The sequence below is a fragment of the Achromobacter ruhlandii genome (assembly GCF_002082135.1).
GTDB classification, from domain to species: domain Bacteria; phylum Pseudomonadota; class Gammaproteobacteria; order Burkholderiales; family Burkholderiaceae_B; genus Achromobacter; species Achromobacter ruhlandii.
On the sequence record NZ_CP017433.1, the window covers coordinates 3,564,111 to 3,575,011 of the forward strand.

Sequence of the window (10,901 nt, forward strand, 5' to 3'; positions counted from 1 at the left end):
GGTGAGATTTCCTGGTTGATGTGAAGCTAATCAATACGGCAGCCATGTCGCCAGGGACGGCGGCAGCCACGTCTTGATATGTTTGATGGCCTCGATGGCCGAATGCGAAAACATGGCGTCCTGCCACCACGGCTCCTGCGGCAACGGCGTATAGCCGGCGGCGGCGACCAGCGCCAGCACGATGAGCAGCCCCCGGGCCAGTCCGAACATGCCGCCCAGGCCGTGATCGGCCGGGCCCAGCCCGGTGCTGCGGATCAAGGCGGCAAGCGTCATGTTGACCAACCCCACGCCGAGCAGCACGATAATGAAAACCACCGCGTACGAGACACCCATGCGCAGCAGCGTTGTTTCGATATAGGGCTCCAGCCAGGTATAGACCGTGGGCCCCCACCAGATCGCGGCCACGAAGGCCAGCAGATACGCGACCAGCGACAGCACTTCCTTGAGCAGGCCGCGCACCAGGCCCAGCACACCCGATACCGCCAGGATGGCCAGCACGACGAAGTCGAAGCCGGTCACTACTGGGCGGCAATGAAACCGTTGTCATAGCCCAGGGTGCGCAACCGCGCCTGGGCCGCCTGCGCCGCCTCGCGCGAGGGGAACGGCCCCACCCGCAAACGGTACTGCTGCTTGCCTCCGATGGAAGCCTGCTCGACGAATGCGTTGGTCACCCCGGCCTGATGCAGCTTGGCGCGCCGCGACTGGGCGTCCTCGGACGTGGTGTAGGCCGCGATCTGCAACACGAAATTGCCCTTGGCGGCCGGCGGCTTGGCCGCTGGCGTGGCGGCCGCGGCGGGCGCCGCGCGGCCTTCGAGCAATGCCAGGGCGCGGGCGCCGTCATCGGAACGGGTTTCGGGCTTGGGCGTGGCCGGCTTGGGCTCGGGCTTGGATTCCGGCTTGGGCGGCGTGGCCGGCTGCGCGCGCGGCGGCGTGGTGGCGGCTACCTGCGGCGGCGTGGCCATGGGCGGCGTCGCGGCGGGCGGTGTGGTGGCGGGCGGCGTGGTGGCCTGCGGCTGGGCCGAGGTGAGCGGCGGCGGCGTCTGCACGGCCGACGGATCGGCGGGCGCGGCGCCCGGCGTCGGCGTGGCCGGCGCGGTGGCCTGTGGTTCGCTCACCTGCGGCTGGAACGGCGTGTTGCGTTCCGGCACCTTGATGGGGATGTTATCGGCGACGGGCGTCGGCTGGGAGTCCAGGACCATGGGCAGGATGATGACAGCAGCCAGCACCAGCGCAATGGCGCCGGCCAGCCGGCGCCGGGCGCGCCCGCGCAACTCCGCCGCCTGGACCTCGCTGGGCACCGCCGCTCGCTTGGAGGGCTGCGCCTGGTCGGCAGGATCTTTGCGTTTGAAAAAACCCATGGGAGAGAATTCCTTGCGGCGCCTCGCGGCGGCGGATTTGCGGGTATGGCGGCAAACCGCCACGACGCTGCACCCGGTTTTGCCTATGCCGCTTTACCTACGCCTTGCGACCCAGAGACTGCAAAACCGAGGCCACGGTGAGAAATGATCCGAACACCACGATTCTATCATTCTCGCCCGCCCGTTCGCGCGCCGCGGCGAAGGCCTGGGCCGGATCCGCGTAGGCTGACACACCCGGCGCCTCGGCCCCGGCCGGCGCCGCCGGCAACCCGGCGGCCACCTGCTCGGCCAGGCGCTCGCCGGTGCCACCGCGCGGCCCGGGCAGGCCGGCGCAGAACCAGTGGTCGATGCGGGTGCCGAGCTTGGCCAGCACGCCGGCCAAGTCCTTGTCGTTGAGCATGCCGAACACCGCGTAGGTGTACGGATGGAAACCCATGTTGTCCAGGTTCTGGGCCAGCACCGCGGCGGCGTGCGGATTGTGGGCCACATCCAGGATCACGGTCGGCTGGCCCGGCAGGATCTGGAAGCGGCCAGGCAGCGAGGCCTGCAGCAATCCCTGGCGCACGGCCTGCTGGGGCACCGGCAGGCGGTCGCGCACCGATTCCAGCGCGGCCAGCGCGGCCGAGGCGTTCAGCAGCTGGTTGGCGCCGCGCAGCGCCGGATACGCCAGCGCGCTGCGGCGCTGCTCGCGCCCGCCATAGGCCCACTGCTGACGGTCGCCGGAATAGTTGTAGTCGCGGCTGAACAGCCACAGGTCGGCGCCGATCTGCGCGACGTAATCGAGCAGCGACTGCGGCGGCACCGGGTCGGCACAGATGGCCGGCCGGCCGGCGCGATAGATGTGGGCTTTCTCGAAGCCAATCTTGTCGCGCGTGTCGCCCAGGTATTCGATGTGGTCCAGGTCCACGCTGGTGACGATGGCACAGTCGGCGTCGACGATGTTGACGGCGTCCAGGCGCCCCCCCAGGCCCACTTCCAGCACCACCGCGTCCAGCCGCGATTGCGAGAACAGGCGCAGGATCGCCAGCGTGGTGAATTCGAAGTACGTCAGGGATACCTCGCCGCGCGCGGCCTCGACGGCGGCGAACTGCTCGATCAGGGCCTCGTCCGAGGCGATCTGGCCGTTGACGCGGGCGCGCTCGTTGAAATCGATGAGATGCGGCGAGGTGTAGAGGCCGACCTTGTAGCCCGCCGCCAGCAGGATGGCTTCGAGCATGGCGCAGGTCGAGCCCTTGCCGTTGGTGCCGCCGACCACGAACTTCACGCCGGACAGTTCCAGGTTCATGCGCGCCGCCACTTCCCGCACGCGCTCCAGGCCCATGTCGATCGCGGTGGCGTGGATGGATTCCAGGTACTGCAGCCAGACGGACAGGGAAGCACCGGCGGCGGGCGGGAGGGCAGAAGGCATGACGGCATCGAAAAGGTGAACAACCGCGGATTTTAGCAGCGCGCGCCCGGTGTTTTCCCTAATCCCCCAGGGCGCGGCACGGGTTCTCGGGAAAAACCGCTTGCCGATGTTTTTCTCATACGTAAAAATAAATTCACATATGAGAATTCAAAAGGAAGGTGACATGACGCAGCAGAAAACCCCGGCCTGGCTGATCCGCGAAGCCGACGTGCCCGGCTATCACCCGGCCAACCACACCGGCACCCTGAACCGCCGCCTGATCGGCCCCGACACCGTGGGCGCGCGCGGCGTGGAGGTGCTGCTGGGGGTGATCGAAAAAGGCAAAGGCGCGCTGCCGCATGCCCATCCCGGCATCGAACAGGTCTGTTACCTGCTGTCCGGCACCGCCCGCGCCCAGGTCCAGGACGAATGGGCCGACATGGGACCCGGTGACTGCTGCTACTTCCCGCCCGACATTCCGCACGTATTCACCGTGACCAGCGACGAGCCTGCCCGGCTGCTGGTGATCTACACGCCGCCCTACGAGGAATCCCCCGACCGCGTCATCCGCGATTTCCCCGCGCCCACCGCCGGCGCCTGAGGCGCCGGGGTCCCCGGCATCCCCGGACAGCGGCCGCAGAAGCCGCGCCCGGTTTCCCACCATCTGGAGAGACAAACCATGCAACTTCCACGCCTGTTGGGAGCCGCCCTGATCGGTGGCGCCAGCCTGCTGGCCCTGCCCGCGGCCCACGCCGCGGACTATCCGAACAAACCCATCACGCTGATCGTGCCATTCCCTGCCGGCTCTGGCACCGACGCGGTCGGCCGCATCTTCGGCGCCGAGTTGTCGACCATCCTTGGCCAGCAGATCGTGGTGGAGAACAAGCCCGGCGCCAACGCCACCATCGCCGCCAGCTACGTCGCGCGCGCCAAACCTGACGGCTACACGCTGTTCGTCACCACCAACACCTCGCATTCGGCAGCCCCCTGGCTGATGAAGAACGTTCCCTACGATCCGGTCAAGGACTTCACCCCCATCGCGCGTGGCGGCAACCTGCCCTTCATCCTGGTGGTCAATCCCAAGCGGCCCTGGAAGCGCGTGGCCGACCTGGTGGCCGACGCGCGCCAGCATCCAGACCGCATCACCTACGCCAGCGGCAACAGCACCGGCATCGTGGCGGGCGCCACGCTGGCCAACCGCGCCAAGATCGACATCCTGCACGTGCCCTACAAAGGCACGCCCCAGGGGCTGACCGACGTGGTCGGCGGCCAGGTCGACTTCATGTTCACCGACCTGGCGTCAGGCCTGCCGTTCGTGCAGTCCGGCCAGTTGCGGGCGCTGGCCGTGTCCACGGCCGAGCGCAGCGCCATCGTGCCGGACCTGCCGTCCATGGCCGAGTCGGGCGTGCCGGACTTCGACCTGAACTCCTGGAACGGCTATTTCGGCCCGGCCGGCCTGCCGCCCGAGGTGGTGGCCAAGCTCAACGACGCCATCAAGCAGGTGGTGGCCAAGCCCGACGTGCGCAAGCGCCTGGCGGGCCTGGGCTTTGACGCTTTCTCCAGCTCGCCGGAGGCCTTCGGCCAGTTCGTCGGCGAACAGCGCGACCTGTGGGGCAAGCTGATCCGCGACGCGGGGATCGAGCAGCAATGACGATGCCCCACGCAGCCGCCCCGCAGGCCGCCGGCCCCCTTGCCGGCGTGCGCATCCTCGACCTCAGCTCGGTCGTGATGGGCCCCTATGCCACCCAGGTGCTGGCCGACCTCGGCGCCGACGTCATCAAGGTCGAATCGCCGGCGGGCGACAACATGCGCGCGGTCGGCCCCATGCGCAATCCGGGCATGGGGCACCTGTACCTGCACCTGAACCGCAACAAGCGCTCCGTGGTGCTGGACCTGAAAACCCCCGAGGGCCGCGAGGCCTGCCTGCGCCTGGCCGAGAACTGCGACGCCCTGCTCTACAACATCCGCCCCCAGGCCATGGCCCGGCTGGGCCTGTCGTACGAGGCGGTGGCCGCGCGCAATCCGCGCATCGTCTACCTGGGCGCGTACGGCTTCGGCGAGGCCGGCCCCTACGCCGGCCGTCCCGCCTATGACGACCTGATCCAGGGCCAGACCGGCATCGCGGCGCTGGCGGCGCGCCAGAGCGGTGACGTGCCGCGCTACGCGCCGCTGACGCTGGCCGACCGGGCGGTCGGCCTGCACGTCGGCATCGCGCTGGTGTCCGCGGTGCTGCATGCCCGGGCCAGCGGCCAGGGACAGCAGGTGGAGATTCCCATGTTCGAAGGCATGGCCCACCTGGTACTGGGCGACCACCTGGGCGGGGCGACCTTCGAGCCACCGCTCGGCCCCACCGGCTACGCGCGGCTGCTGGCGCCGCACCGCCGCCCGTACGCCACGGCCGACGGCTACATCTGCCTGCTGATCTACAACGACAAGCACTGGCGCAATTTCTTCGCCCTGATCGGCCAACCCGAACTGGGCCAGGATCCGCGCTTTCACACCCACGGCGCGCGCGCCGCGCACATCGACGAGGTCTACGCCTTCGTCGCCGACGTGATCCGCACCCGCTCCAGCCAGGACTGGCTGCGGACGCTGGCGGACGCCGACATCCCGGCCTCGCAGCTCTATACGGTGGACGATCTGCTGGAGGACGAACACCTGGCGGCCACCGGTTTCGTGCAGCGCCACGACCATCCCACCGAAGGCCGCCTGCGCACCCCCGCCCCGCTCGGCCGCTACCAGGGCACGCCGACCGCTATTCGCCGCCCGGCGCCGACACTGGGCCAGCACAGCCGCGAAGTGCTGGCCGAGGCCGGTTACGACGACACGGCCATCGACGCCCTCTTCACCCATCGCATCACCCTGGACGGAACCCACTGATGGACTTCGAATTCACCCCCGACCAACTGGCCTTGCGCGATGCCGTGTCGCGCATCTGCGAACGCTATCCGGACGAGTACTGGCTGGAACGCGACCGCGAAGGCGGTTTCCCCGAGCCCCTGCACGCGGACCTGGCGCGCGACGGCTGGCTCGGCATCGCCATGCCGCAAGAGCATGGCGGCGCCGGCCTGGGCATGACCGAGGCCGCCCTGATGATGCAGACCATCGCCGCCTCGGGGGCCGGCTTCACCGGGGCCTCGGCCGTGCACATGAACATCTTCGGTCTGAACCCGGTGGTGGTGTTCGGCAACGACGCGCAGCGCGCCCGCTGGCTGCCGCCCCTGATTTCGGGCCGCGAGAAGGCCTGCTTCGCGGTGACCGAGCCCGACGCCGGCCTGGACACCACCAAGCTTGGCACCCGCGCCGTGCGCGAGGGCGACGAATACGTGGTGCATGGCCGCAAGATCTGGATCTCGACCGCCCAGGTGGCCGACAAGATGCTGCTGCTGGCCCGCACCACGCCGCTGGCGGACGTGGCCAAGCCGACCCAGGGCCTGTCGCTGTTCTACACCGACCTGGACCGCGCCAAGGTCGAGGTACGCGAGATCGAGAAGATGGGCCGCAAGGCGGTGGATTCGAACATGCTGTTCATCGACGGCCTGCGGATTCCGGTCGCCGACCGCATCGGCGAGGAAGGCCGCGGCTTCGAATACATCCTGCATGGCCTGAACCCGGAACGCATCCTGATCGCCGCCGAGGCGGTGGGCATCGGCCGCGCCGCCCTGGAGCGGGCGGTGCGCTATGCCGGCGAGCGCAAGGTGTTCGGCCGGCCCATCGGCCAGAACCAGGGCATCCAGCACCCGCTGGCGCAGGCCTGGATGCAACTGGAGGCGGCCGACCTGATGGTGTTCAAGGCCGCCAGCCTGTATGACGCCGGCCAGCCCTGCGGCCCGGCCGCCAACGCCGCCAAGTACCTGGCGGCCGAGGCCGGCTACAACGCCTGCCAGACGGCGGTGATGACGCTGGGCGGGATGGGCTACGCCAAGGAATACCACGTGGAACGGCTGCTGCGCGAGAGCTTCATCCCGCGCATCGCGCCGGTCAGCCCGCAGCTGATCATGTGCTTCATCGCGGAAAAGGTGCTGGGCCTGCCGAAGTCCTATTGAGGCGCCTGCCCAGCGCGCGGCCGGCGCGCCTTCCGCACGGGCGACGCCTTGCCGGGGCGGCCCGGGACCACCTCAGGACTGCTGTTCCAGCCCCGTGCAGGCCGCCCGCAGGATGCGGGCGTACTCTTCCTGGCACGGCTCGATCCGGTAGATCGGTCCGCCCACCGAGATGGCGTAATGCTCGCCTGACAGCGTCACCGGCCAGGCGATGGCACCCACGTCGGGAATCGACTCGCCGCTGTTCATGAACCAGCCGCGCTGGCGCGACCGGTCGATATCCTGCAATACCGCCTCGCGCGTGACCAGCGTGCGGTCGTTGTAGCGCGTCAACGGCGTGGCGGCCAGGAGCGCGTCGCGGGCCGGCTCGTCCATCAGCGACATGAGCGCTTTTCCCAGCGAATTGGCGTGTACGTCCTTGAACTCGCCGGCAACCGGCGCGTATCGGATCGTATGGGGCGAATCCAGCACGTCCAGATAGACCACCCGGCCATCCTGCGTCAGCTTGGCGAATACAACGGTTTCGCGGGTGGCATCGCGCAGTTCGATCAGGCTCGGGTAGACCCGGTCCAGCACCGGGTCGGCGCGGGCGATGCGCTGCGCCATCGCCAGCAGGCGGCCCGTCGGGTAATAGCCCTGGCGGCGGCCGGTTTCATAGAGATAGCCCAGGCCGGTCAGGGTTCGGATCAGCGCCAGGCAGCTCGACACCGGCACGTCCAGCAGCCGGGCCAGTTCAGACAGGGGCAGTGCGCGCTTCTCCCGGGCATAGGTTTCGATGATTTCGATGACTCGCAGCGCCGTCTTGACACTCATTGCCCGTTCCCAACTTGTTAGCACATGAAACAACCGTCCGCGCCGGGCCCTAAAGTTCCCTGCGGGACTGCCGTAATCGTAGCTGAGAATTCCCTGAAAACAGCGCGTTCCTCCGAGACGCCCTCATCGCCGTTGGAGTGATCATGGCCGTAACCCCCTTAGCCCCCGCTACGTTCGCGCCCGCGCCGGCGGCGCCCGTGCCGGTCACCGCCGATCCGTCGGTGACCGTCGCGCCGCCGGCCGCCGGCAGCCAGAGCGGTGGCGCCGACACCGCCACATCGGAGCAGTCGACCTCCCAGAAGCTGCCGCTGGAAAAGGCGCTCGACGAGATCAACGAACAGATGAAGGCCTGGTCCACCCAATTGCAGTTTGAGGTCGATCCCGACGTGCACCAGGTAGTGGTGTCGGTGGTGGACGCGAAATCCGGGGACGTCATCCGCACCATCCCGAGTGAAGCCGTACTGAAGATCGCCAAAATGATCGTCAACATGCAAGGAAACGGCATCAAAACCACGGCTTGATATGGCACCGGATATTTTCCGCCGTGCCTGTTTTGGCGCCAATCGATGCCGGAAGCATTGAATTAGGCCCGCCTTATGCCCTTACCCGGTCAATCGCCGGCACCCTATTTTTGACAGAATCGCATCGCTAGGAAGGAATTTCACATGGCCTCTATCACTAACCTCGGTTCGGTTTCCGGCTTGCCCCTGGAAGAAACACTGAAAAAATTGCAGGACGCCGAGGACAAGAAGCTCTCGATCTACACCACCCGCGCCCAAAGCTACCAGACCCGCATCGATGCCTACGCGCAGCTCCAAAGCGCGCTGGAAGCGCTGCAGAAGTCGGCCGGCGTGCTGGGCAAGACCGAGACGATGGCCGCCATCAAAGGCAGCGTCACCGGCGGCACCGCCTTGACGGCCAGCGTGGCCGCCGAGGGCGCCGTCGCGGGCCAGTACACCATCTATGTGAACAACCTGGCCCGCGCCCAGAGCCTGCAATCGGGTGCCGTGGCCGATCGCACCGCCAAGAACGGCGACACGGGCTCATTCGAGGTCGAACTGGCCGACGGCACCAAACGCACCATCGATCTGAAGGGCGACACCTCCCTCAACGGCATCGTCAAGGCCATCAACGCCGACGACAAGTCCGGCCTGCGCGCCACGGTCATCAATGACGGCAATGGCAACAACTACCTGATGCTGACCGCCAAGGATACCGGCGTCCAGGCCTCGGTGAAGAACATCACCGTCACCGGAGACCAATCGCTCAAGGACATCCTGACCTTCAGCACCGCCGCCGACGGCACCACCAGCGGCATGGCCAATAACAAGGCCGAAGACGCCGAAGTGGTTATCAACGGCATCACGGTCAAGAGCGGTTCGAATAACGTCTCCAAGGCCATCGACGGCGTCACGCTGAACCTGACCGAGAAGACCGAGGCCGGCAAGCCGATCACGCTCAAACTGGAAGCCGACACCTCGGTCGCCAGCAAGGCCGTCCAGGACTTCGTCAAGACCTACAACGCGTTGCAAACGACCATCAAGAACCTGACGGCCTTCGACGCCAAGGCGGCCACCAACCAGCCGCTGACCGGCGACGGCACCACGCGTTCGATCCAGTCGTCGGTGACCAATGCGCTGCAGGCCGTGCTTGGCGAAGGCACCGTCCGTTCGCTGGCCGACCTGGGCATCACCACCGATCCGCAGACGCGCCAGCTCAAGCTCGACCAGACCAAGCTCGACAAGGCCCTGACCGAGAACCCCGGTGACGTCACCAAGCTGCTAACCGGGAGCAGCGGCCTGGCCAAGAACTTCGAAGCCGCCTTCAAGGACGTCCTGGGTAGCACCGGCTCACTCAAGACGCGGACCGATGGCCTCGCCAAATCCATGAGCGACCTCGACGCCCAGCAAAAGCGGGCCAAGGCCGCCAGCGATGCCGAAATGGACCAAATGCGCACGCGCTTCGTGGCGCTGGACAAATACGTTTCCCAACTGGCTGTCACGGGCAACTACCTGACCCAACAATTTGCGGCGATGAACAAATCGAGCAAATAACCTGTAGAAGATGCATCAATGACTTACGCCGCCCGCCGCCCCACAGGGTCCCAATCCGTCCGCTCCTACGCCGATATCGGCCTGGAAACCCAGGTTTTGAGCGCGACGCCCGAGCGGCTGATCACCCTGCTGTACCTGGGTGCGCGGGCGGCGATCGGGCAAGCGCGCATCCACCTGCAGGACGGCCGGGTCGCCGAACGCGGCGCGGCCATCTCGAAAGCGATCAAGATCGTCGATGAAGGCTTGAAGACCGGGTTGAACATGGAGGCCGGCGGCGACATCGCCGCCAACCTCGCCCGGCTCTACGATTACATCGTCCGCACCCTGCTGACGGCAAATCTGAAAGCAGATCCCGAGCAACTCGACATCGCCGACCGCCTGTTGGCGGATCTGGCCGAGGCTTGGCAGACTTCCATCGACCGACCGGCTGGTGTAACGCAGCCCTGATGGCCCAGAAACACAAATCCAGCCCGCCATCGAACGCCCGAGATTTCCATGACGTCCCTTACCCAGTACACCTCCCCTATTCTGGAACACTACCAGGAGATAGCCCTCATCACGGGCGAAATGCTGACGGCCGCGCAGGCCGGTGACTGGGATACGGCGATGGCGCATGGCCAGCAGTACTGCGAACTGGTGGAACGCCTGCGCATCGCCGAGCCGACGGCGCCGCTGGACGAGGCCGGCCGCGCCATGAAATACGACCTGCTGGTGCGCATCCTGGAGAACGACGCGATGACGCGCGATCTGGCGTTGCCGCAACTGGCCCGGCTGGGCGAGCTGCTGGGGCGCATGAAGCGCCAGCAGACCCTGCTCTCGGCCTACGGCTACCAGGCGCCTGAAGCATGAGCGTGGGTCCCGCGGCACTCGGCAACGTCCTGGTGCAGCGGTTGGATGCCGTGCTTGGCACGACGATGTCCGCCGCCAGCGCCAACCAGGTGTCGGGCGCGCGGCCGGATGCGGTCAGCCAGCCCGGCAACCTGGACAAGCCCGGCTCGGCCGACGGCTCCAACCGCGATCCCCGCCAAGGTATACAGACGGGCGGCGCCCGCGGCGATCGCCCGGCCACCGTTATCGATGCCAAGACCGCCGCCGCGCTGGCGCTGGCCGCGCGCGGCCTGGTCACCAGCAGCGACACCACCGCCTCGGCCCCCACCACGCTGGGCACCACCGCCCGCGCCATCCTGGCCCTGCTGGCCCAGTATCCTGAAACCGCCCCGGCGGTGCAGGGCCGCGCGCCGCTGTG

The 10,901-nt window shown here is 67.5% G+C and carries 12 protein-coding genes and 1 pseudogene; 9 read left to right on the forward strand and 4 right to left on the reverse strand.

Annotated elements, in window-relative coordinates; translation table 11 throughout:
* Positions 1 to 30: 30 nt before the first annotated feature.
* The 3 genes from AruCF_RS16030 to folC form a co-directional block, all read right to left on the reverse strand.
* Complete coding sequence (locus tag AruCF_RS16030) at positions 31 to 519, reverse strand: CvpA family protein (protein ID WP_025138852.1); 489 nt, start codon at positions 517 to 519, stop codon at positions 31 to 33.
* Entirely contained in the window at positions 519 to 1,358 is an 840-nt protein-coding gene (locus tag AruCF_RS16035; protein WP_049074282.1) for an SPOR domain-containing protein, read from the reverse strand. The genes AruCF_RS16030 and AruCF_RS16035 overlap by 1 nt, the downstream gene beginning before the upstream one ends.
* Before the next feature lie 97 nt (positions 1,359 to 1,455).
* Entirely contained in the window at positions 1,456 to 2,766 is a 1,311-nt protein-coding gene (folC, locus tag AruCF_RS16040) for a bifunctional tetrahydrofolate synthase/dihydrofolate synthase (protein ID WP_049074285.1), read from the reverse strand.
* Positions 2,767 to 2,929: 163 nt separating this feature from the next.
* On the opposite strand from folC, the gene AruCF_RS16045 reads away from it, so the two are divergent.
* The 4 genes from AruCF_RS16045 (at position 2,930) to AruCF_RS16060 (ending at position 6,791) form a co-directional block, all read left to right on the forward strand.
* A complete protein-coding gene (locus tag AruCF_RS16045; protein WP_049074288.1) occupies positions 2,930 to 3,346 on the forward strand; it encodes a cupin domain-containing protein in 417 nt (138 codons plus the stop codon).
* 78 nt (positions 3,347 to 3,424) lie between these two features.
* Complete coding sequence (locus AruCF_RS16050; RefSeq protein WP_049074291.1) at positions 3,425 to 4,396, forward strand: Bug family tripartite tricarboxylate transporter substrate binding protein; 972 nt, start codon at positions 3,425 to 3,427, stop codon at positions 4,394 to 4,396.
* Between the two features lie 2 nt (positions 4,397 to 4,398).
* Positions 4,399 to 5,625, forward strand: coding sequence for a CaiB/BaiF CoA transferase family protein (locus AruCF_RS16055; protein ID WP_372364165.1), 1,227 nt, complete (start codon positions 4,399 to 4,401; stop codon positions 5,623 to 5,625).
* The gene (locus AruCF_RS16060; protein WP_049074296.1) at positions 5,625 to 6,791 is read left to right on the forward strand and encodes an acyl-CoA dehydrogenase family protein; all 1,167 of its coding nucleotides are present in this window, start codon (positions 5,625 to 5,627) and stop codon (positions 6,789 to 6,791) included. The genes AruCF_RS16055 and AruCF_RS16060 overlap by 1 nt, the downstream gene beginning before the upstream one ends.
* A 72-nt stretch (positions 6,792 to 6,863) precedes the next feature.
* Here the strand turns inward: AruCF_RS16060 and AruCF_RS16065 are convergent, their stop codons facing one another.
* Positions 6,864 to 7,601 (reverse strand): IclR family transcriptional regulator, encoded by a 738-nt coding sequence (locus tag AruCF_RS16065; protein ID WP_049074299.1) that lies wholly within the window; start codon positions 7,599 to 7,601, stop codon positions 6,864 to 6,866.
* A 143-nt stretch (positions 7,602 to 7,744) separates the two neighbouring features.
* On the opposite strand from AruCF_RS16065, the gene AruCF_RS16070 reads away from it, so the two are divergent.
* From AruCF_RS16070 to AruCF_RS29550, 5 genes and pseudogenes are all read left to right on the forward strand, one after another.
* On the forward strand, positions 7,745 to 8,122 hold the full coding sequence (locus AruCF_RS16070; protein WP_049074301.1) for a flagellar protein FlaG: 378 nt from the start codon (positions 7,745 to 7,747) through the stop codon (positions 8,120 to 8,122).
* A gap of 144 nt (positions 8,123 to 8,266) precedes the next feature.
* Positions 8,267 to 9,655: a flagellar filament capping protein FliD gene (gene fliD / locus AruCF_RS16075; protein ID WP_049074303.1), complete on the forward strand. Its 1,389-nt coding sequence runs from the start codon at positions 8,267 to 8,269 to the stop codon at positions 9,653 to 9,655.
* 18 nt (positions 9,656 to 9,673) lie between these two features.
* The gene (fliS, locus tag AruCF_RS16080) at positions 9,674 to 10,102 is read left to right on the forward strand and encodes a flagellar export chaperone FliS (RefSeq protein WP_049074305.1); all 429 of its coding nucleotides are present in this window, start codon (positions 9,674 to 9,676) and stop codon (positions 10,100 to 10,102) included.
* A gap of 48 nt (positions 10,103 to 10,150) precedes the next feature.
* On the forward strand, positions 10,151 to 10,504 hold the full coding sequence (locus AruCF_RS16085; protein ID WP_049074307.1) for a flagellar protein FliT: 354 nt from the start codon (positions 10,151 to 10,153) through the stop codon (positions 10,502 to 10,504).
* Positions 10,501 to 10,901 (forward strand): annotated as a pseudogene (locus tag AruCF_RS29550) (flagellar hook-length control protein FliK); the annotation flags it as partial. The gene AruCF_RS16085 and the pseudogene AruCF_RS29550, both read left to right, overlap by 4 nt.

What these genes read in the sequence shown, in the direction of transcription:
- AruCF_RS16035 (WP_049074282.1), bottom strand. Translation starts at nt 1,358, where the DNA reads ATGGGTTTTTTCAAACGCAAAGATCCTGCCGACCAGGCGCAGCCCTCC.
- folC (WP_049074285.1), bottom strand. Translation starts at nt 2,766, where the DNA reads ATGCCTTCTGCCCTCCCGCCCGCCGCCGGTGCTTCCCTGTCCGTCTGG.
- AruCF_RS16045 (WP_049074288.1), top strand. Translation starts at nt 2,930, where the DNA reads ATGACGCAGCAGAAAACCCCGGCCTGGCTGATCCGCGAAGCCGACGTG.
- AruCF_RS16050 (WP_049074291.1), top strand. Translation starts at nt 3,425, where the DNA reads ATGCAACTTCCACGCCTGTTGGGAGCCGCCCTGATCGGTGGCGCCAGC.
- AruCF_RS16055 (WP_372364165.1), top strand. Translation starts at nt 4,399, where the DNA reads ATGCCCCACGCAGCCGCCCCGCAGGCCGCCGGCCCCCTTGCCGGCGTG.
- AruCF_RS16060 (WP_049074296.1), top strand. Translation starts at nt 5,625, where the DNA reads ATGGACTTCGAATTCACCCCCGACCAACTGGCCTTGCGCGATGCCGTG.
- AruCF_RS16065 (WP_049074299.1), bottom strand. Translation starts at nt 7,601, where the DNA reads ATGAGTGTCAAGACGGCGCTGCGAGTCATCGAAATCATCGAAACCTAT.
- AruCF_RS16070 (WP_049074301.1), top strand. Translation starts at nt 7,745, where the DNA reads ATGGCCGTAACCCCCTTAGCCCCCGCTACGTTCGCGCCCGCGCCGGCG.
- fliD (WP_049074303.1), top strand. Translation starts at nt 8,267, where the DNA reads ATGGCCTCTATCACTAACCTCGGTTCGGTTTCCGGCTTGCCCCTGGAA.
- fliS (WP_049074305.1), top strand. Translation starts at nt 9,674, where the DNA reads ATGACTTACGCCGCCCGCCGCCCCACAGGGTCCCAATCCGTCCGCTCC.
- AruCF_RS16085 (WP_049074307.1), top strand. Translation starts at nt 10,151, where the DNA reads ATGACGTCCCTTACCCAGTACACCTCCCCTATTCTGGAACACTACCAG.